Source organism: Thauera aminoaromatica (genome assembly GCF_000021765.1).
GTDB classification, from domain to species: Bacteria; Pseudomonadota; Gammaproteobacteria; order Burkholderiales; family Rhodocyclaceae; genus Thauera; species Thauera aminoaromatica.
Window position 1 is genome coordinate 256,945 of record NC_011662.2, and the last position, 19,353, is coordinate 276,297.

The 19,353-nt window shown below is 69.6% G+C and carries 18 protein-coding genes; 11 read left to right on the forward strand and 7 right to left on the reverse strand.

What is annotated here, in order from left to right; all coding sequences use genetic code 11:
• Positions 1-101: 101 nt before the first annotated feature.
• From TMZ1T_RS01055 to phoR, 6 genes are all read left to right on the forward strand, one after another.
• Positions 102-557: a MarR family winged helix-turn-helix transcriptional regulator gene (locus TMZ1T_RS01055; RefSeq protein ID WP_004301646.1), complete on the forward strand. Its 456-nt coding sequence runs from the start codon at positions 102-104 to the stop codon at positions 555-557.
• The gene (hcrC, locus tag TMZ1T_RS01060) at positions 554-1,039 is read left to right on the forward strand and encodes a 4-hydroxybenzoyl-CoA reductase subunit gamma (protein WP_004301648.1); all 486 of its coding nucleotides are present in this window, start codon (positions 554-556) and stop codon (positions 1,037-1,039) included. The genes TMZ1T_RS01055 and hcrC overlap by 4 nt, the downstream gene beginning before the upstream one ends.
• Positions 1,036-3,345: a 4-hydroxybenzoyl-CoA reductase subunit alpha gene (gene hcrA / locus TMZ1T_RS01065; RefSeq protein ID WP_012584306.1), complete on the forward strand. Its 2,310-nt coding sequence runs from the start codon at positions 1,036-1,038 to the stop codon at positions 3,343-3,345. The genes hcrC and hcrA overlap by 4 nt, the downstream gene beginning before the upstream one ends.
• Positions 3,342-4,316, forward strand: a complete 975-nt coding sequence (gene hcrB, locus TMZ1T_RS01070; RefSeq protein ID WP_004301651.1) for a 4-hydroxybenzoyl-CoA reductase subunit beta — start codon at positions 3,342-3,344, stop codon at positions 4,314-4,316. Before hcrA ends, hcrB begins: the two co-directional genes overlap by 4 nt.
• Before the next feature lie 232 nt (positions 4,317-4,548).
• Positions 4,549-5,259 (forward strand): phosphate regulon transcriptional regulator PhoB, encoded by a 711-nt coding sequence (gene phoB / locus TMZ1T_RS01075; protein WP_004301653.1) that lies wholly within the window; start codon positions 4,549-4,551, stop codon positions 5,257-5,259.
• Positions 5,260-5,293: 34 nt separating this feature from the next.
• Complete coding sequence (phoR, locus tag TMZ1T_RS01080) at positions 5,294-6,610, forward strand: phosphate regulon sensor histidine kinase PhoR (RefSeq protein WP_004301655.1); 1,317 nt, start codon at positions 5,294-5,296, stop codon at positions 6,608-6,610.
• Here the strand turns inward: phoR and TMZ1T_RS01085 are convergent.
• The 7 genes from TMZ1T_RS01085 to gatC form a co-directional block, all read right to left on the reverse strand.
• Positions 6,597-8,216: a hypothetical protein gene (locus tag TMZ1T_RS01085; RefSeq protein ID WP_004301661.1), complete on the reverse strand. Its 1,620-nt coding sequence runs from the start codon at positions 8,214-8,216 to the stop codon at positions 6,597-6,599. The genes phoR and TMZ1T_RS01085 overlap by 14 nt on opposite strands.
• Before the next feature lie 14 nt (positions 8,217-8,230).
• Positions 8,231-8,650: an HIT family protein gene (locus TMZ1T_RS01090; RefSeq protein WP_004301666.1), complete on the reverse strand. Its 420-nt coding sequence runs from the start codon at positions 8,648-8,650 to the stop codon at positions 8,231-8,233.
• 77 nt (positions 8,651-8,727) lie between these two features.
• Positions 8,728-9,561 (reverse strand): class II glutamine amidotransferase, encoded by an 834-nt coding sequence (locus TMZ1T_RS01095; RefSeq protein WP_004301668.1) that lies wholly within the window; start codon positions 9,559-9,561, stop codon positions 8,728-8,730.
• Positions 9,562-9,594: 33 nt separating this feature from the next.
• Positions 9,595-11,055 (reverse strand): Asp-tRNA(Asn)/Glu-tRNA(Gln) amidotransferase subunit GatB, encoded by a 1,461-nt coding sequence (gatB, locus tag TMZ1T_RS01100; RefSeq protein WP_004301670.1) that lies wholly within the window; start codon positions 11,053-11,055, stop codon positions 9,595-9,597.
• Positions 11,056-11,092: 37 nt separating this feature from the next.
• The gene (locus TMZ1T_RS01105; protein ID WP_004301672.1) at positions 11,093-11,608 is read right to left on the reverse strand and encodes a hypothetical protein; all 516 of its coding nucleotides are present in this window, start codon (positions 11,606-11,608) and stop codon (positions 11,093-11,095) included.
• 10 nt (positions 11,609-11,618) lie between these two features.
• Complete coding sequence (gatA, locus tag TMZ1T_RS01110; protein ID WP_004301674.1) at positions 11,619-13,091, reverse strand: Asp-tRNA(Asn)/Glu-tRNA(Gln) amidotransferase subunit GatA; 1,473 nt, start codon at positions 13,089-13,091, stop codon at positions 11,619-11,621.
• Between the two features lie 85 nt (positions 13,092-13,176).
• On the reverse strand, positions 13,177-13,464 hold the full coding sequence (gatC, locus tag TMZ1T_RS01115) for an Asp-tRNA(Asn)/Glu-tRNA(Gln) amidotransferase subunit GatC (RefSeq protein ID WP_012584307.1): 288 nt from the start codon (positions 13,462-13,464) through the stop codon (positions 13,177-13,179).
• 169 nt (positions 13,465-13,633) lie between these two features.
• Between gatC and TMZ1T_RS01120 the strand changes: the two genes are divergently transcribed.
• The 5 genes from TMZ1T_RS01120 (at position 13,634) to rodA (ending at position 19,349) form a co-directional block, all read left to right on the forward strand.
• The gene (locus tag TMZ1T_RS01120) at positions 13,634-14,677 is read left to right on the forward strand and encodes a rod shape-determining protein (RefSeq protein ID WP_004301678.1); all 1,044 of its coding nucleotides are present in this window, start codon (positions 13,634-13,636) and stop codon (positions 14,675-14,677) included.
• A 71-nt stretch (positions 14,678-14,748) separates the two neighbouring features.
• Positions 14,749-15,627 carry a rod shape-determining protein MreC gene (gene mreC, locus TMZ1T_RS01125; protein WP_012584308.1) on the forward strand — a complete coding sequence of 293 codons (879 nt, stop codon included), beginning with the start codon at positions 14,749-14,751 and terminating at the stop codon, positions 15,625-15,627.
• Between the two features lie 3 nt (positions 15,628-15,630).
• Positions 15,631-16,152, forward strand: a complete 522-nt coding sequence (gene mreD, locus TMZ1T_RS01130; RefSeq protein ID WP_004301680.1) for a rod shape-determining protein MreD — start codon at positions 15,631-15,633, stop codon at positions 16,150-16,152.
• A 12-nt stretch (positions 16,153-16,164) separates the two neighbouring features.
• Positions 16,165-18,210 carry a penicillin-binding protein 2 gene (gene mrdA, locus TMZ1T_RS01135; RefSeq protein ID WP_012584309.1) on the forward strand — a complete coding sequence of 682 codons (2,046 nt, stop codon included), beginning with the start codon at positions 16,165-16,167 and terminating at the stop codon, positions 18,208-18,210.
• The gene (gene rodA / locus TMZ1T_RS01140) at positions 18,207-19,349 is read left to right on the forward strand and encodes a rod shape-determining protein RodA (protein WP_004328740.1); all 1,143 of its coding nucleotides are present in this window, start codon (positions 18,207-18,209) and stop codon (positions 19,347-19,349) included. The genes mrdA and rodA overlap by 4 nt, the downstream gene beginning before the upstream one ends.
• Positions 19,350-19,353: the final 4 nt, after the last annotated feature.

Below are 19,353 nucleotides of genomic sequence, written 5' to 3' on the forward strand. Positions count from 1 at the left end.
TTGTTGGAGCAACAATTGGAACACAAACAATTTGAGGCGCCAATAGCATGCCCCCGGATGATCCGAACCCAGGCAAGCCGGCAGTGGTTTCCCATGGTCCCATGGCCGACGAACTCGGCTTCCACCTGCGCTGCGCGCAGCTTGCCGCGTTCAAGCACTTCGCCCATGCCGTCGGTGCGGTGGAAGGGATCACGCCCGGCCTCTACGGCATGCTCCAGGCGATCGACAACAACCCCGGGCTGAGCCAAAGCGCGCTGGCGGTCGCGATGGATGTCGACCGCTCCTCGATCGTCAAGGTCGTCGATCGGCTGGAGGGGAAAGGCTTGATCGTCCGTGACGCCTCTCCGACCGATCGCAGGCGGTACCGGCTGCACATGACGGCGACCGGCGCGCGGGCGCTACGGCGTATCCAGGACGCCGTGATACGCCAGGACCGGGTCTTCTCGGCGCGCCTCGACGACACCGAGCGCGCCACGCTGATCGCGCTGCTGACCCGACTTTACCGACCAGACAGTGAAACCCCGACCGCTCGCGCGGGAATAGGAGCCGAATCTTGAAGAACATCCTTCGCCTGACCCTCAACGGGCGTCTCCGTGAGGACCTCGTCCCCGACAACATGCTGCTGCTGGATTACCTGCGCGAAGCGGTCGGCCTCACCGGGACCAAGCAGGGCTGCGATGGCGGCGAATGCGGCGCCTGCACCGTCCTGGTGGACGATCGCCCCCGCCTCGCCTGTTCCACCCTGGCCCACCAGGTCGCCGGCCGGAAGGTCGAGACCGTCGAGTCGCTGTCGACCCACGGCACGCTCTCGAAACTGCAGGCCGCATTCCACGAGAAGCTGGGTACCCAGTGCGGCTTCTGCACGCCGGGCATGCTGATGGCGTCCGAAGCCTTGCTGCGCAAGAACCCCGATCCCTCGCGCGAGGAGATCAAGACGGCGCTGGCCGGCAATCTGTGCCGCTGCACCGGGTACGTGAAGATCATCGAGTCCGTGGAGGCCGCGGCGGCGGCCCGGCTGTGCGCGGAGGAGGCGAAATGAACCCGAGGCTCCCCAGGAATGGCACGGTCGGCGCCCGCACGCCCTTGGTCGACGGGGTGGAGAAGGTCACCGGCAAGGCCAAATACACGGCGGACATCGCCGCCCCCGGCGCCTTGGTCGGACGCATCCTGCGCTCGCCGCACGCCCACGCCCGCATCCTGTCCATCGACACCGCGGCGGCCGAGGCGCTGGAGGGGGTGTTCGCGGTCTGCACCGGTGCCGAGACCCCGGTGCCCTACGGCGTGCTGCCGATCGCCGAGAACGAATACCCGCTCGCGCGCGAGAAGGTGCGCTATCGCGGCGATCCGGTCGCAGCGGTCGCCGCGATCGACGAGGCGACGGCGGAGAAGGCCCTCGGCCTGATCCGGGTCGACTACGAGGTCCTGCCCGCGTATTTCACCCCCAAGGCGGCGCGCAAGGCGGGGGCGGTCGCGATCCACGACGACAAGCCCGACAACGTGCTGCGCGAGGTGCACGCCGAGTTCGGCGACGTCGCCGCGGCCTTCGCCGAGGCCGACCTGATCCGCGAGAAGACCTACACCTTCGCCGGGGTCAACCACGTCCACATGGAGCTCAACGCCACCCTGGCCGAGTACGACCCGGTGCGCGACATGCTGACGCTGAACACCACCACCCAGGTGCCCTACTACGTTCACCTGAAGGTGGCGGCCTGCCTGCAGATGGACTCGGCCCGCATCCGCGTGATCAAGCCCTTCCTGGGCGGGGGCTTCGGCGCCCGCACCGAGACCCTGCACTTCGAGATCATCGCCGCGCTGCTCGCGCGCAAGGCCCGGGGCACGGTGCGCCTGATGCAGACCCGCGAGGAAACCTTCATCGCGCATCGCGGGCGACCGTGGACCGAGGTGAAGATGAAGCTCGGCCTCAAGAAGGACGGCAAGATCGCCGCCCTCGCGCTCGAGGCCACCCAGGCCGGCGGTGCGTATGCCGGCTACGGCATCATCACCATCCTCTACAGCGGCGCGCTGATGCACGGGCTCTACCACATCCCGGCGATCAAGCACGACGCCTGGCGCGTGTACACCAACCTGCCGCCGAGCGGCGCGATGCGCGGCCACGGCACCGTGGACACCCGCGCCGCCTTCGAGGCGCTGCTGACCGAGATGGCCGAGGAGCTCGGCATCGACTCGCTGCGCATCCGCCAGATCAACATGCTGCCGGAGATCCCCTACGTCACCATGTACGCCCAGCGGGTGATGAGCTATGGCGTGCCGGAGTGCCTCGAGAAGGTCAAGGCCGCCTCGGGCTGGGAGGAACGCAAGGGCAGGCTGCCCAAGGGGCGCGGCCTCGGCATCGCGCTGTCGCATTTCGTGTCGGGGACCTCGACGCCCAAGCACTGGACGGGCGAACCCCACGCCACGGTCAACCTCAAGCTCGACTTCGACGGCGGCATCACCCTGCTGACCGGCGCAGCCGACATCGGCCAGGGCTCCAACACCATGGCCTCGCAGGTGGCCGCCGAGGTCCTGGGCGTGCGCCTCGACCGTATCCGGGTGATCTCCGCCGACAGCGCGCTGACGCCCAAGGACAACGGCTCGTATTCCTCGCGCGTCACCTTCATGGTCGGCAACGCGTCGATCTCCGCCGCCGAGGAGCTCAAGGGCATCCTGGTCAAGGCGGCGGCGAAGAAGCTCGACGCCCGCGAGGAAGACATCGAGGTCATCGACGAGCTGTTCATGGTGTCGGGCAGCCAGGACCCCGGGCTTACCTTCCAGGAGGTGGTCAAGGCCGCGATGGTCGACTCCGGCACCATCACCGTGAAGGGCACCTTCACCTGCCCGACCGAGTTCCAGGGCGACAAGCGCATCCGCGGCAGCGCGATCGGCGCCACCATGGGCTTCTGCTACGCCGCCCAGGTGGTCGAGGCCTCGGTGGACGAGATCACCGGCAAGGTCACCGCGCACAAGGTGTGGGTGGCGGTCGATGTGGGCAAGGCGCTCAACCCGCTCGCGGTGGAAGGGCAGACGCAAGGCGGCGTGTGGATGGGCATGGGCCAGGCGCTGTCGGAAGAGATCGTCTATGACAAGGGCAGGATGCTGCATGGCAACATCCTGGATTACCGCGTCCCAACCATGATGGAGAGCCCCGACATCGAGGTGATCATCGTCGAGAGCCTCGACCCCAACGGCCCGTTCGGCGCCAAGGAAGCCTCGGAAGGCATGCTGGCCGGCTTCCTCCCCGCCGTCCAGGAGGCGGTATACGAAGCGGTCGGCGTGCGCGCCACCGAATTCCCGCTCAGCCCCGACCGCATCACCGAACTGCTCGACGCCAAGGAAGCCGCAGCATGAACATCCTCGCCGATTTCCGCACCCATCGCCCCGCCACCCTGGCCGACGCGGTCAGTGCGCTGGCCGCCGACGGGGCCGTTCCCCTGGCTGCCGGCACCGACCTGCTGCCCAATCTTCGTCGCGGCCTGGGACAGCCCGCCGTGCTGGTGGATCTGACCGGAATCGGGGGCCTGGAGACGATCTCCATCCTCGCCGACGGCAGCCTGCGCATCGGTGCCGGCGCCACGCTGGAGGCCATCGCCGAGCACGGGCTCGTCCGCAACGCCTGGCCGGCACTGGCCGAGGCGGCCGCGGCGGTCGCGGGTCCGACCCACCGCGCCGCGGCCACTTTGGGCGGCAACCTGTGCCAGGACACGCGCTGCATCTTCTACAACCAGAGCGAGTGGTGGCGTGCCGGCAACGGCTACTGCCTCAAGTACCAGGGCGACAAGTGCCACGTCATCGTCAAGAACGATCGCTGCTACGCCACCTACCACGGCGACGTCGCCCCGGCGCTGATGGTGCTGGGCGCGCGTGTCGAGATCGCGGGGCCCGCGGGCAGGCGCAGCCTCGCGGTGGAGGAATTGTTCCGCGAAGACGGGGCGGGGCACCTGAGCCTCGGACGGGGCGAACTGGTCGTGGCCGTGGAGGTTCCCCCCGCCAGCGGCTGGAGGACCGTCTACGCCAAGGCACGCATCCGCGACGCCGTCGATTTTCCGCTCGCGGGGGTCGCCGTCGCCCTGCGCCGTGACGGAGACCGGGTCGCCGGCCTGAAGGTAGCGATTACCGGCACCAACTCCGCCCCGCTGCGCGTGCCCACGGACGAGCTCGTGGGAGGGCGCTGGGATGCCGCCGCCGCCGAGACCCTGTCCCAGCTGGTGCGCAAGACCTCGAACGTGCTCAAGACCACCGTCACCGGCGTCGGCTATCGGCGCCGGGTGCTGCTGGCGCTGGCGCCGCGGACGGTCGACGCGCTCTGGCAGGGAGGCTGAATCCTTGTAGCCTGGTGTTCCGTTCGCCCTGTGCCGCGCCCTCTGCGAGGGGGCGACCGCAAGCATCCTGCCCGCGTGGCGCCCCACGATGGCGCGCTTCGCCCGCCCCGCACGCCTCTTGTCCGGCCTGGACGGAGGCGCGCGGGGATTGTGCATTGCGCTTCGATGACGTGTCATCAAAGCTTCAAGGAGCTGCAATACACTTCACGGGCATTTTTCAGGGAGCACAGGCATGCCAGCGAACATATTGCTCGTGGAAGACGAGCCGGCGATCCAGGAGCTGATCGCGGCCAACCTCGCCCGCGCCGGCCACCACGTGGTGCGCGCCAACGACGCCGAGAGCGCGCAACGCATCGTGCGCGAGGCGCTGCCCGATCTGGTGCTGCTGGACTGGATGCTGCCCGGCGCCTCGGGCGTCGAATTCGCCCGCCGGCTGCGTGCCGACGAGCGCACCCGCGACATCCCGATCATCATGCTGACCGCGCGCGGCGAGGAGCAGGACAAGGTCACCGCGCTCGAGGTCGGTGCCGACGACTACGTCACCAAGCCCTTCAGCCCGCGCGAGCTGGTCGCGCGCATCAAGGCGGTGCTGCGCCGGCGTGCGCCGCAGACCACCGAGGACGTGGTCGAGCTCGGCGGCCTGCGCCTGGACCCCGCCACCCACCGTGTCAGCGCGGGCGAGACCGCGCTCGCGCTCGGACCGACCGAGTTCCGCCTGCTGCATTTCCTCATGACCCATCCCGAGCGCGTGCATTCGCGTGCGCAGCTGCTCGACCAGGTGTGGGGAGACCATGTCTTCGTCGAGGAGCGCACGGTGGATGTGCACATCCGCCGCCTGCGCTGCGCGCTCGAACCCAGCGCGCACGACGCGCTGATCCAGACCGTGCGCGGCAGCGGCTATCGTTTTTCGGTGCACACCGCGCAAGCCGCGGCCGCCTCCTGAGCGCACCCCCGATCCGTCCCGTGATCCGCTCCCAGTGATCCGCCGCCCGCTCAGCTACGTCGCCCTCGTCATCGTCCTGCCGCTGGGGACGCTGATGGTCCTGGCGGCCCTGGCCGCCGCCTACCGCGGCAGCGATGCCGCACTCGCCCTGCTGGTGGTCGGGCTGGTCGGCTGGACGATCATGCTGGTGCACAACCTGCGCCAGCTCGTCATCTGGGCGCGCCAGCCGGTGGGCACCCCGGTGCCGCAGGTCGAGGGCCTGTGGGGGCGGATCTTCGCCGAGATCGGCGACCGCATGCAGAGCGAGTGCGAGGTCAAGGAGCGCCTCTCGGCCGAACTCGGCCGCTTCCAGCAAGCCGCGCTGGCCATGCCCGACGGCGTGATCTACCTCGCCGAGGACGACACCATCGAGTGGATGAATCCGATGGCCGAGCAGCACTTCGACCTCGACCGCCGCAAGGACCTGCGCATGGCCTTGCCCGGCCTGGTGCGCCAGCCCGAGTTCGTCCGCTACCTTGCCGGGCGCGAGTATGCCGAACCGCTGGTGATGCGCTCGCTGCGCCGGCGCGAGCGCAGCCTGCAGGTGCAGGTCATCGGCTTCGCTGGCAACCGGCGCATGGTGCTGTCGCGCGACGTCTCCCAGCTCGAGCGCCTGGAGACCATGCGGCGCGACTTCGTCTCCAACGTGTCGCACGAGCTGCGGACCCCGCTGACCGTGGTCTGCGGCTTCCTCGAGACCCTGATCGACGGCCTCGACGACTTCGGGCGCGACGAGGTGCTGCAGTACCTGAGCCTCGCCAGCGAACAGTCCTCGCGCATGCAGCGCCTGATCGAGGAGTTGCTGACCTTGTCGGCGCTCGAGACCGGGGCGCCCGCGCCGGCGGAAGAGCAGGTGGATGCCCAGGCGCTGGTGCGCGACGTCGTGCGCGATTGCGAACTGCTCTCCGCGGGCCGTCACGAGGTGCGCCTGGTGCTCGAGGGTGGCGGCGAACTCCTCGGCAGCCACAAGGAATTGCGCAGCGCCTTCTCCAACCTGGCCAGCAACGCGGTGCGCTACACGCCGGCCGGCGGCCACATCGAGATCGGCTGGCGCAGCGGTGCGGGTGGTGGCGAATTCTGGGTCGCGGACGACGGCATCGGCATCGACTCGGCGCACATCCCGCGCCTGACCGAACGCTTTTACCGGGTGGATCGCGGGCGGTCGCGCGAGACCGGGGGCACAGGGCTGGGGCTGGCGATCGTCAAGCACGTCACCACGCGCCACCAGGGCGAACTCGCCATCGAGAGCGAACCGGGGCGGGGCAGCCGCTTCACGCTGCGCTTCACGCCGGCACGGGTCAGGCCGGCCTGACTTCCTGCTCGACCGGCACGAAGCTGCACTGGTCGAAGTTCGCGCCACGCATCAGCACCTTGAGCAGGCGCACCTGCTGACGCTCCTCGCCGTCCCGTACCTCGACGATGCGGTCCTTCTTGAACCAGGCGGGCGGCAGCACGAGCGCGCCTGCGGTCTTGAGCGCGGGCGAGGGCGGCAGCACGAAGGCCTGGTGGAAGGGTTCGCGCGCTCCCGTGCGTGCAGCCGTGCGCCGCACCCCGACCACCCGCGGTACGCCGGGCAGCACGTTGACGCCGACTTCCAGCGTGCCGTCGGTGCGGTACATCAGCCAGCTCAGATCGGCGATCAGCAGCTGATCGGCGTCGGGCGGGCGGATGCCGACGAGCTGGTGGTGGTCCAGGCGCGCCCCGTTGCCGCTGCGGCGCAGGCGGAAGCCGCCCACCGACTGGTCCATCAGTTCCCAGCGCTCGCACTCCATGCCCAGGTCCGCGGCCTGCGCCTCGCGTCGCCGGCTCTCCGAGGTGCTGCCATCGACCGTGGCCACGCGCTCGCCGAAGGTGAGCAGGGAGATGTCGTCGCGGAAGGCGCGCGCCCGTTGCTCGCCGACGGGTTGCTGGAAGAGCTCGCCCTTGATCGCGTAGCCGATCGCGAGCCAGTCGCCGGTGAAGTCGATCGCTCCGGCTTTCTGCCGGCGCGGGAAGCGCCGCCCGGAAGCCGCCAGTCCCCACGGGCGGTAGAGCGACAGCAGCAGGCGCGCGCTGGAACTGGCCGAGCAGTCGTTGCCGAGCCCGAGCGAGGCGGGCGTGACACCACGCTTGAACTGCGCGAGGACGGCCTGGATCTGGGTGGCGAGCCCGCTGCCGTCGAAGCGCAGCACGGTGGGCGTGCGCGCGAGCAGCCCAAGGGGGCGCAGGCCGCTGTCGCCGTCGGTGTCGATGCCGTAGGTGCTGGGCTTGTGTCCCTCGATGCCGGTATCGAGCGTGCAATAGGGCGCAAAGCGCTGCGCCCAGCGCACGACCCAGTTCAGTTCGCGCTCGCCGCGGCCATAGGGGTTGGCGAGCTCGGCGAGCAGGGTGGCGACGTAGGCTTCCTGGGCACTCTGTGCACGCCAGACCTCGTTGAGCGGGTCGGTCACGCGTACCTGTGCGAGTCCGTTGCGCACGGCATCGTTGTAGGCGACATGCACCGCCCGCCACAACCCTTGCGGCAACTCGAGGTGGGCGCGGTAATACTCCACCAGCACGAGGCCCTCGTAGAACACCCGGCGCTGGGCGAGCAGCGCACGCTGGTCCTCGAGCGTGCCTTCGCGCGCGTCGGCGTCGGCGATGCGTGCGTAGGAGCGCGCCACCGCCTTCCACAGCGAGACCACGCGCTCGAGCGCGCCGCCCTCCTGGTTGCGCGCCGGAGGTTGCGGGTGGATCGCATAAGCGTGCGCCATCTCGCCCTGCACGAAGGCGAGCGTCTCGCGCGCGGCCTCCAGCACCTCGAGGTGCTGGTTGGGCGCCGGGGAGGCCTCCAGCAGGCCGTTGACGATGCGACCCAGGCTGGCATGCGTGGCGCGGAAATCGGTCGGGTGCAGCTTCTGCAGCAGGGCGAGGCAGACCGCGGGCTGGCTGTAGTCCATGGCTTCGCGCGTCCTCAGTCCGGTCCGCTCGGGTGCAGCGCGCCGTCGATCGCGCGTGCGAGGGCGACCGCGTCGGCGGCGGGGTGGATCACGCCGTCGCGCTGCGGTGCGCCCCACACCGACTCGGGGAAGTGGCGGTCGTCGCGGTAGCGCGGGATCACGTGCCAGTGCAGGTGCGGCACCATGTTGCCGAAGCTGGCCAGGTTGATCTTGTCCGGGTCGAGCAGATTGCGCAGCGCCGCCTCGGTGGCCATCACCACATCCAGAAGATGACGGCGATCGGCCGGCGAGAGGTCGGTCATCTCGCCGACGTGCTCGCCCCACACCACCCGGCAGAAGCCCGGGTGGGCGGCGTCATCGACGCGGATGACGCGGCAGCGCTCGTCTTCCCAGAGGACGAGTTCGGACGGCAGGGCGCACAGGGGGCAATCCATGAGGGTTTCTCGGTCGGCTGCGGAGGGTTCGACGGATTTTCAATCTAGGCCCGACGCTGCGGGCGGGCGAGGAACTGTTACGCACTCGGAGCCTTGTCGATGCCCCGGCGCGGGTAATCCTGCGCCACGGTGGCGGTTTCCCCGAGCGCGATCGTGTCGCCGTCGCGGAAGGCGACCAGGTTGCCCGGCGCGATTTGCGTCCAGTGCTCGTTATCGGTGAGCGGCGTGGTGGCGATCACCGCGACGCGGTCCTGCGGACCGGTGAGGCGGCGGAAATCCACCGTGAGGTCCTCGTCGGCCAGGTGGGCCTCGGCGAAGGGCGCGCGCCGGACGATGTAGCACAAGCGCGACGAGCAGTGCGCGAACAGCCAGTCGCCGTCCGAGAGCAGGAAGTTGAACTCGCCGCGGCTGCCGATCTCGCGCGCGAGCTCGCGCAGCGCCGCGTGCAGTTCCGCGGGCGCAGGCTTGCCCGCGGGAAAGCGCGCGGCCAGCGTGTCGAGGATGTGGCAGAAGGCGAGCTCCGAGTCGGTGCTGCCGACCGGCAGAAAGCGCCCCGAGAGCGGCGGCGCGAAGTCCTTCAGGTTGCCGTTGTGGGCGAAGATCCAGTAGCGTCCCCACAGCTCGCGCTGGAAGGGGTGGGTGTTCTCGAGCCGGATCTCGCCCTGGGTGGCCTTGCGGATGTGGGCGATGACGTTGAGCGAGCGGATCGGGTAGCGATTCACCAGCTCCGCCACCGGCGAATGCGCGCTCGGCGCCGGGTCGAGGAAGACGCGCACGCCGCGGCCCTCGAAGAAGGCGATCCCCCAGCCGTCGCGGTGGTGGTCGGTGAGCCCGCCGCGCGCGCGGAAGCCCGCGAACGAGAAACAGATGTCGGTCGGCACGTTGCAGTTCATGCCCAGCAACTGGCACATCGTGAAACCCTCCGTTCGCGGCCGCTTTCCCGCTCAGGCGCCGAGCTTCTTCCTCAGCAGCGCGTTGACCTGGGCAGGGCCGGCCTTGCCCTTGCTCGCCTTCATGACCTGGCCGACCAGGGCGTTGAAGGCCTTCTCCTTGCCGGCGCGGAATTCCTCCACCGATTTCTGGTTGGCCGCCAGCACCTCGTCGATCATGGCCTCGATCGCGCCGGTGTCCGTCACCTGCCTGAGGCCTTGCTTGTCGATGACTTCGTCCGCCGTCGCACCCTCGCCGTTCCACAGCGCTTCGAACACCTTCCTGGCGATGGCGTTGGAGATGGTGTTGTCGGCGATGCGCGCCACCAGGCCGGCGAGCTGCGCCGGCGACACCGGCGAGGCGGCGACGTCGAGCTCGGCCTTGTTGAGGCGGGCGGCGAGTTCGCCCATGACCCAGTTGGCGCAAGGCTTGGCGAGCGCGGCCCCGGCCGCCGACACCGTGGCCTGGTAGAAGTCGGCGACTTCCTTGGAGGCGGTGAGCGTGGTCGCGTCGTAGGCCGACAGCCCCCAGTCGTCCATGAAGCGCCCCTTCATCGCCCCCGGCAGCTCAGGCATCTCCGCCTGCACGCGCGCCTTCCACTCCGGCGCGATCATCAGCGGCAGCAGGTCGGGGTCGGGGAAGTAGCGGTAGTCGTGGGCGTCTTCCTTGCTGCGCATCATGCGCGTCTCGCCCGTGTCCGGGTCGAACAGCACGGTGGCCTGCTCGATGCGGCCGCCGTCCTCGAGGGTGTCGATCTGCCACTGCACCTCGTAGTCGATCGCCTGCTGCAGGAAGCGGAAGGAGTTGAGGTTCTTGATCTCGCGCCGGGTGCCGAACTCGGTCGCGCCCTTCCTGCGCACCGAGACGTTGGCGTCGCAGCGGAACGAGCCTTCCTGCATGTTGCCGTCGCAGATGTCGATCCAGCGCACCAGCGCGTGCAGCGTGCGCGCATAGGCCACGGCCTCGGCGGACGAGCGCATGTCGGGCTCGGAGACGATCTCGAGCAGCGGCGTGCCGGCGCGGTTGAGGTCGATGCCGGTCATGCCGTGGAAGTCCTCGTGCAGGCTCTTGCCCGCGTCTTCCTCGAGGTGGGCGCGGGTCAGGCGCACGGTCTTCTCATACGCCGACTCGCCCTCGCCGACGCGGATGGTGATCGTGCCGCCGACTACCACCGGCAGGTCCATCTGGCTGATCTGGTAGCCCTTGGGGAGGTCGGGGTAGAAGTAGTTCTTGCGCGCGAACACGCTCTTTTCCGCCACGTGGGCGCCGATCGCCAGCCCGAAGCGGATCGCGCGCTCGACCGCGCCGCGGTTGAGCACCGGCAGCACGCCGGGGAGCGCGATGTCCACCGCGCTCGCCTGGCGGTTGGGCTCGGCGCCGAAGGCGGTGCTGGCGCCGGAAAAGATCTTGCTGGCGGTGTCGAGCTGGGCGTGGACTTCCAGCCCGATGACGACTTCCCAATCGGATCGGCTCATGGTGTGTTCTCGTGTTGCGTGCAGCCGGCCACCGGGGTCAGTGGCACTGGCCGTTGGTCCGATCGACGAGGATCGGCCACAGGTAATCGGAGGCGCCGCGGGTGCAGCGGCTGGCGCAGTTGGCGAAGCCGACGGTGACGGCCTTGCCCTGCTCGAAGATGTCCACCGTGCAGCCGTCGGGCGCGCGCAGCTGCACGCTCGGCTTCTCGCGCGTCTGCGTGAATGGGCCGTGGAAGCTGCAACTGCCGCGGCGCGGGATGTCGACGTCGGCGTTGAAGGCGTTGACCTTGGACTGCGCGATGTCGAGCGTGATGCGCGTGGTGTAGCCGGCCTCGTCGCGGAAGCGGCAGTCGGCGCGCACGTCGAGCGGCCGCCACGGCATCGGGCGCAGGTGCTTGCCGGCCGAGCTCGGACTGGCCAGCACCTCGTCGCTGATCGGCGCGTCGGAAGGCGGCAGCACCGGCAACGCGCAGGCCGACAGCAGCACCGCCGCCGCCAGTGCGGCGAGGCGGCCGTGGAGCGGGCGCAGCGTCGGGCGGGACAGGGCGCTCACTGCGTGGAACTCACGCGGCGCACGCCGGCCGGCGCGCGTGCCAGTCGGTGGCGTGCTGGAAGCGGTGTGCGGCGTGCAGCAGGCGGGATTCGGCGAAATAGTCGCCGATCAGCTGCAGGCCCACCGGCAGGCCGTCGGCGCCGAAGCCCACCGGGTGCGACAGTCCGGGCAGGCCGGCGAGGTTCACCGCGATGGTGTAGATGTCGGACAGGTACATCTGCACCGGGTCGTCGGCCTTCTCGCCGAGCGTCCAGGCCGTGGTCGGCGTGGTCGGTCCGGCGATCAGGTCGCAGTGTTGCAGCGCGGCCTGGAAGTCCTGCGCGATCAGGCGGCGCAGGCGCTGCGCCTGCAGGTAGTAGGCATCGTAGTAGCCGTGCGAGAGCACGTAGGTGCCGACCAGGATGCGGCGCTTGACTTCGGCGCCGAAGCCCTCGGCGCGGCTCTTCGCGTACATGTCGGCGAGGTCGCCGTAGTCGGCGGCGCGGTGGCCGTAGCGCACGCCATCGAAGCGACTGAGGTTGCTCGAGCATTCCGCCGGCGCGATCACGTAGTAGGCCGGGATCGCCAGCTTCGCGTTGGGCAGCGAGACCTCGACCGTGGTGGCGCCGAGCACGCGGTACTGCTCGACCGCCGCCTCGACCGCGGCGCGTACGTCGTCGGACATGCCCTCGGCGAAGAACTCGCGCGGCAGGCCGATGCGCAGGCCTTCGAGCGGGCGGGCGCAAGCGGGGCCGGCGAGCGCGGCGGCGTAGTCCTCGGTCGGGCGCTCCAGGCTGGTGGAGTCGCGCGCGTCGAAGCCGGTCATCGCCCCGAGCAGCAGCGCGCAGTCCTCGGCGCTGGCGCCGAAGGCGCCGCCCTGGTCGAGCGAGGAGGCGTAGGCGATCATGCCGTAGCGGCTCACCAGGCCGTAGGTGGGCTTGATGCCGGTGATGCCGCAGTAGGCTGCGGGCTGGCGCACCGAGCCGCCGGTGTCGGTGCCGGTGGCGATCGGCGCCAGGCGCGCCGCCACCGCGGCGGCCGAGCCGCCGGACGAGCCGCCGGGGATGCGGCCGAGGTTCCACGGGTTCTTCACCGCGCCGAAGTACGAGCTCTCGTTCGACGAGCCCATGGCGAACTCGTCCATGTTGGCCTTGCCCAGGCTTACCGCGCCGGCGGCCTCGAGCAGGCTCACCACGTGGGCGTCGTAGGGGCTGACGAAGTTGGCCAGCATCTTCGAGCCGCAGGTGGTGAGCACGCCCTCGGTGCAGAACACGTCCTTGTGCGCGAGCGGGATGCCGGTGAGCGGCCCGGCGCTGCCGGCGGCGATGCGCGCGTCGGCCGCGCGCGCGGCGGCGAGCGCGCCTTCGCGGTCGACGGTGATGAAGGCGTTGAGCGCGGGGTTGAGCGCGTCGATGCGGTCGAGGAACAGGCCCGCGAGTTCGACGGCGGAGATCTGCCGGGCGTCGAGCGCGCGGCGCAGTTCCGGGAGGGAAGCGTTGATCATTTTACGGTCGGGCAGGTTGGCGCAGCGGCGCGCTCCGGGCGGACGGGCGCGGGCGCAGCGACGGGAACGGTGGCCGCGGAGCGGATCATTCGATGACTTTCGGCACCAGGTAGAGGCCGGCCTCGGTTTGCGGCGCGACCTTCTGGAAGGCGTCGCGGCGGTCGGTCTCGGTGACGACGTCGGGACGCAGGCGGGTGGGAAACTCCTGCGGGTGGCTCATCGGCTCCACGCCGGTGGTGTCGACCGCCTGCATCTGCTCGATGAGGCCGAAGATTCCGTCGAGCTTGGCGCGCGTGGCTTCGAGTTCCGTGTCGGAAAGCGCGATGCGCGCGAGGCGGGCGATGTGCCCGATCTGGTCATTGGAGAGCGACATGGCGTAACAAAACCTGCTGAATCCACAAAGGTTTGTAGGTTATCATAATCGTCTTTGCCCCGCCCGGGGCTACACCGCTTCGCGGTAGCGGGCGGGGTTTTCGTGTTGCAGCGCGCCCAGGGCGCCGACTGCGCGCGGCTCGACCACTCCACCGGTTTCGGAAGGCTTCATGTTCGGTTTCCTGCGCTCCTATTTCTCCAACGATCTCGCGATCGACCTCGGCACGGCCAATACCCTGATCTACGTGCGCGGCAAGGGCATCGTGCTGGACGAACCCTCGGTGGTGGCGATCCGTACCGAGGGGGGGCCCAACGCCAAGCGCTCCATCCAGGCGGTCGGCCACCAGGCCAAGCAGATGCTCGGCAAGACGCCGGGCAACATCACCGCCATCCGGCCGATGAAGGACGGCGTGATCGCCGACTTCGTCGTTACCGAACAGATGATCAAGCAGTTCATCAAGAAGGTGCACGACTCCCGCCTGCTTTCGCCGTCCCCGCGCATCATCATCTGCGTGCCTTGCGGCTCGACCCAGGTCGAGCGCCGCGCGATCCGCGATGCGGCCCTGGCGGCCGGCGCCTCGCAGGTCTTCCTCATCGAAGAACCCATGGCCGCGGCGATCGGCGCCGGCCTGCCGGTGTCGGACGCGACCGGCTCGATGGTGGTCGACATCGGCGGCGGCACCACCGAAGTCGGTGTCATCTCGCTCGGCGGCATCGTGTACTCCGGCAGCATCCGTGTCGGCGGCGACAAGTTCGACGAGTCCATCGTCAATTACATCCGCCGCAACTACGGCATGCTGATCGGCGAAACCACCGCCGAGAAGATCAAGAAGCAGATCGGTTCCGCCTTCCCCGGTTCCGAGGTGCGCGAAATGGAGGTCAAGGGCCGCAACCTGGCCGAGGGCATCCCGCGCAGCTTCACGATCTCGTCCAACGAGATCCTCGAGGCGCTCACCGAGCCGCTCAACCAGATCGTCTCCGCGGTCAAGATCGGCCTCGAGCAGACGCCGCCCGAGCTCGGCGCCGACATCGCCGAGCGCGGCATGATGCTCACCGGCGGTGGCGCCCTAGTGCGCGATCTCGACCGCCTGCTGATGGAAGAGACCGGCCTGCCGGTGGTCGTGGCCGAGGAACCGCTGACCTGCGTCGCGCGCGGCTGCGGCATGGCGCTCGACAAGATGGACAAGCTCGCCTCCATCTTCACGTCCGAGTGACGCTCTCCGGCCCCGGTGCGCGCGCCGGGGCGCGTTTCTCCTCTCCACCCGACGGCCCTGGTTCGTAGCGGATGTCTCTCGTCGGCCATCAGCCCCCTCCCATCTTCCGGCGCGGCCCGGCACCCTTGGCGCGCCTGTTCGTGTTCGTCGCGCTGTGCCTCGTGCTGCTCGTGGCCGACCTGCGCTTCCGCTATCTCGAGGTGCTGCGCAACGCGCTGTCCGTGGTCACCTACCCGCTGCAGATGGCGGCGTCGACGCCGGCCGACGTGGTGCGCAACGCCTCGCGCTATTTCGGCACCCTGGTCGATGTGCAGCTCGAGAACGCAGAGTTGCGCCGCCACCAGCTCGGCGCCGGCGAACGCCTGCTGCGCTTCGAGCAGCTCGAGCAGGAGAACCTGCATCTGCGCGAGCTGCTGCAGATGTCGCAGCGCGTGCAGACGAAGAGCATCGCCGCCGACATCCTCTACAACGCGCCCGACCCCTTCGCGCGCAAGGTGATCCTCGACCGCGGCACCCAGCAGGGTGTCGAGGCCGGTCTCGCGGTGCTCGACGCCAACGGCGTGATCGGCCAAGTCACCCGCGTCCATCCGGTCCAGTCCGAAGTCACCCTGCTCACCGACCGCAACCAGTCGATTCCGGTCAGCGTGGTGCGCAACGGCGTGCGCGGCGTGCTCTACGGCGTCGGCCGCGGCATGCTGGAGATGCGCCACGTACTCGCCGAGGTCGATATCCAGCCCGGCGACCGCCTCGTCACCTCGGGCCTCGACGGCATCTTCGTGCCCGGCCTGCCGGTGGCGACGGTGACCCGGGTCGATCGCGACCAGGACGCCTTCGCGCGCATCGAATGCGAGCCGCTGGCGGCGATCGAGCGCAGCGTGCAGGTGCTGGTGATCGGGCGCGCCGCGTATCCGCCGCCTCCACCGCCGCCCGAACCCGCGGGAGGGCGCTGAACCATGCACCCCACCAACCGTTCCAGCCGCATCCTGCAGCCGGTCAAGCTGTGGTTCGTCTACCTGAGCCTGTTCGTCGCGCTCGGCCTGGAGTACATCCCCACCGGACGCACGCCCGGCCTGCCCGACTGGGTAGCGCTGGCGTTGGCCTTCTGGTGCGTGCGCGAGCCGCTCGCGATCGGCATGGGCGCGGGTTTCGCCTTCGGCCTGCTGATGGACGTCGGCCTCGGCGCGGCGATGGGGCAGCACGCGCTCGCCTATGTCGTGCTGGCTTATCTGGCCAACGCGCTCGCCCGCCGCGTGCTGTGGTTCCCCGCCTGGCAGCAGGCGCTGCACGTGTTGCCCCTGCTGCTGCTGGCGCAGGCGATCATGGCGCTGGTGCGCCTGGTGGCGGGGGCGGAGTTCCCCGGGTGGGCGTATTTCCTGTCGAGCTTCGGCAGCGCGCTGCTGTGGACGCCGCTGTCCTTCCTGCTGCTGCTGCCGCAGTACCAGCCGGACGAGCGCGATGACAATCGCCCGATCTGAGGCGGGCGGGCGATGACCGAGTTTCGTGCGCCCGCGGTCGAACTGGCCCGCTTCCGGCTTCGCGTCGTGGTGGCGGCGGTGTTCGTGCTCGTCTGTTTCGGTCTGCTCGCGGCGCGCTTCCACCACCTGCAGGTCAAGCGCCACGACTACTTCCTCACCCGCGCCGAGGACAACCGCATCGCGTTGCTGCCGGTGGTGCCGCACCGCGGCACCATCGTCGATCGCAAGGGCGTGGTGCTGGCGCGCAACTACGCCACCTACACGCTCGAGATCACCCCCTCGCAGGTGCGCGACCTCGACGCCACGCTCGACGAGCTCGCCAGCCTGCTGCCGATCGACGGACGCGACCGCCGCCGTTTCCGCAAGCTCTACGAGGAGAGCCGCAACTTCGAGAGCGTGCCGCTGCGCAGCCGGCTCACCGACGAGGAGGTCGCACGCGTGGTCTCGCAGCGCTACCGCCTGCCCGGCGTCGACGTGAAGGCCCGCCTGCTGCGCGACTACCCGCAGGGAACTACCGCATCGCATGTGATCGGCTACATCGGCCGCATCACCGAGCGCGACGTCGAGCGCATCGAGGAGGCCGGCAACGCGGCCAACTACCGCGGCAGCCAGCACATGGGCAAGGCCGGCCTGGAGCAGTCCTACGAGCACGAGTTGCACGGCACCACCGGCTTCGAGCAGGTCGAGGTCAACGCCGGCGGGCGCGCGGTGCGCGCGCTGTCGCACACTCCGGCGACGTCGGGCAACGATCTCGAGCTGACCCTCGACATCGAACTGCAGAAGGTGGCCGAGAAGGCCTTCGGTGATCGCCGCGGCGCCCTGGTGGCGATCGAGCCCTCGACCGGCGGCGTGCTCGCGCTGGCGTCGATGCCGACCTACGACCCCAACCTCTTCGTCGACGGCATCTCGACCCAGGACTGGAAGGCGCTCAACGATTCGCCCGACCACCCGATGCTGCACCGCGCGATCTATTCCACCTATCCGCCCGGCTCCACCTTCAAACCCTTCATGGCGCTCGCCGGCCTCGAGACCGGCAAGCGCACCGCGCGGCAGGCGATCCACGACGTCGGCTACTTCAACTCCGGCGGCCACCGTTTCATGGACGACAAGATCGGCGGCCACGGCATGGTGGACCTGCACAAGTCGATCGTGGTGTCGTGCAACACCTATTACTACCAGCTCGCCAACGACCTCGGCATCGAGGGCATCGCCGGCTTCATGGCCCCCTTCGGCTTCGGCGAGCGCACCGGCATCGACCTGCCCGGGGAGGCCACCGGCGTGCTGCCCTCGCCGGAGTGGAAGCGCAAGCGCTTCAAGAAGGCCGAGCAGCAGCGCTGGTTCGGCGGCGAGACGATCTCGGTGGGCATCGGCCAGGGCTACAACGCCTACACGCCGCTGCAACTCGCCAACGCGCTCGCCGCGCTGGTCAGCCGGGGCCGTCTGTACCGCCCGCATGTGGTCAAGTACGTGGTCGATTCGCGCACCGGCGAGCGGCGTGCGGTCGAACCGGAGCCCCTGCGCCAGATTCCGCTGCGGGATGCGCACCTGAGGGCGGTGCTCGACGCGATGGTCGACGTCAACCGCACGGGCACCGGCAAGCGCGCGTTCAAGGGGGCGCCTTACACGGTCGGCGGCAAGACCGGCACCGCCCAGGTGTTCTCGCTGCGCGGCCAGCGCTACGTCGAGGGCCGCGTGCGCGAGCGCCTGCGCGACCACTCCTGGTTCGTCGCTTACGCCCCGGCCGAGAATCCGAAGATCGCGCTCGCGGTGCTGGTCGAGAACGGCGGCTTCGGCGCCCAGTCGGCGGCGCCGATCGCGCGCCAGGTGATCGACTACTACCTGCTCGACCAGCGTGCCGGCGCGCCGGCCGCCGAGGACGAGGAGGGCGCCGAGAGCGAGGAGGGCGCGGAGGGCGGCGGCGAGGCGTCGCCGGCGACGCCGGCGGTGGAGTCCGCGACGCCGGCGGAGGAGCCGACCGCGCCCCCGCAGCCGCGCCCGGTGCCGCAGCCCGCGGCGGTGCCCGCGCCGCAGCCCGGCGTGGCGAGGAGCACACGATGAACGACAACCGCTTCAACCCGCTCGCGCTCGTCCTCGGCTTCCTGCGCCCGCTCGACCCCCTGCTGCTGCTGCTGCTCGCCGTCCTGCTCGGCTACGCCCACGTGCTGATGCAGAGCGCCTCGCCGGAGCGCCTGGATTCGCAGATCACCCATATCGGCATCGCGCTCGCCGGCATGTGGCTGCTGGCCTGGCTCAAGCCGCAGCGCCTGCTGTCGATGGCGGTACCGCTCTACCTGCTCGGCGTGGTGCTGCTGCTGGCGGTGGAGCTGTTCGGAGAGATCTCCAAGGGTGCGCAGCGCTGGCTCGATCTCGGCGTGGCGCGCATCCAGCCCTCGGAATTGATGAAGATCGCGATGCCGCTGATGCTGGCCTGGTTCTTCCAGATGCGCGAGGGCCAGACCCGCCTCGTCGACTTCATCCTCGCCGGCGTGCTTCTGCTCGTGCCGGTGGGGCTGATCCTGATCCAGCCCGACCTCGGCACCAGCCTGCTTGTGGCCGCATCCGGCATCTACGTGATCTACTTCGCCGGGCTGTCGTGGAAGCTGCTGATCCCGATCGTGGTCGCGGGCGTGATCGGGCTGGGCTCGATCGTCGCCTTCGGCGACACCCTGTGTCAGCCCGATGTGGACTGGCAGGTGCTGCGCGAATACCAGAAGCAGCGCGTGTGCACCCTGCTCGACCCCACGCGCGATCCGCTCGGACGAGGCTTCCACATCATCCAGTCCACGATCGCGATCGGCTCCGGCGGGCTCACCGGGAAGGGCTGGATGGACGGCACCCAGACTCATCTCGCCTTCCTGCCCGAGCGCCACACCGACTTCATCTTCGCCGTGCTCGCCGAGGAGTTCGGCCTCGTCGGCGCCGTGCTGCTGCTGGTCATCTACGTGCTGCTGCTGCTGCGCGGCTTCCACATCGCCGCGAATGCGCCCACCCACGCTTCGCGCCTGCTCGGCGGGGCGATCACGATGATCTTCTTCACCTATGCCTTCGTGAACATGGGCATGGTGAGCGGCATCCTGCCGGTGGTGGGGGTGCCGCTGCCTTTCATCAGCTATGGCGGAACCGCGCTCGTCACGCTCTGTCTGGGGATCGGCATCCTCATGAGCATCCAGCGCAGCCGCTTCGCGGAAAAGACCTGAGAGA

Coding starts and splice junctions, on each gene's coding strand:
- TMZ1T_RS01055 (WP_004301646.1), top strand. CDS start 102: ATGGCCGACGAACTCGGCTTCCACCTGCGCTGCGCGCAGCTTGCCGCG.
- hcrA (WP_012584306.1), top strand. CDS start 1,036: ATGAACCCGAGGCTCCCCAGGAATGGCACGGTCGGCGCCCGCACGCCC.
- hcrB (WP_004301651.1), top strand. CDS start 3,342: ATGAACATCCTCGCCGATTTCCGCACCCATCGCCCCGCCACCCTGGCC.
- phoB (WP_004301653.1), top strand. CDS start 4,549: ATGCCAGCGAACATATTGCTCGTGGAAGACGAGCCGGCGATCCAGGAG.
- TMZ1T_RS01085 (WP_004301661.1), bottom strand. CDS start 8,216: ATGGACTACAGCCAGCCCGCGGTCTGCCTCGCCCTGCTGCAGAAGCTG.
- TMZ1T_RS01090 (WP_004301666.1), bottom strand. CDS start 8,650: ATGGATTGCCCCCTGTGCGCCCTGCCGTCCGAACTCGTCCTCTGGGAA.
- TMZ1T_RS01095 (WP_004301668.1), bottom strand. CDS start 9,561: ATGTGCCAGTTGCTGGGCATGAACTGCAACGTGCCGACCGACATCTGT.
- gatB (WP_004301670.1), bottom strand. CDS start 11,055: ATGAGCCGATCCGATTGGGAAGTCGTCATCGGGCTGGAAGTCCACGCC.
- gatA (WP_004301674.1), bottom strand. CDS start 13,091: ATGATCAACGCTTCCCTCCCGGAACTGCGCCGCGCGCTCGACGCCCGG.
- gatC (WP_012584307.1), bottom strand. CDS start 13,464: ATGTCGCTCTCCAATGACCAGATCGGGCACATCGCCCGCCTCGCGCGC.
- TMZ1T_RS01120 (WP_004301678.1), top strand. CDS start 13,634: ATGTTCGGTTTCCTGCGCTCCTATTTCTCCAACGATCTCGCGATCGAC.
- mreC (WP_012584308.1), top strand. CDS start 14,749: ATGTCTCTCGTCGGCCATCAGCCCCCTCCCATCTTCCGGCGCGGCCCG.
- mreD (WP_004301680.1), top strand. CDS start 15,631: ATGCACCCCACCAACCGTTCCAGCCGCATCCTGCAGCCGGTCAAGCTG.
- mrdA (WP_012584309.1), top strand. CDS start 16,165: ATGACCGAGTTTCGTGCGCCCGCGGTCGAACTGGCCCGCTTCCGGCTT.
- rodA (WP_004328740.1), top strand. CDS start 18,207: ATGAACGACAACCGCTTCAACCCGCTCGCGCTCGTCCTCGGCTTCCTG.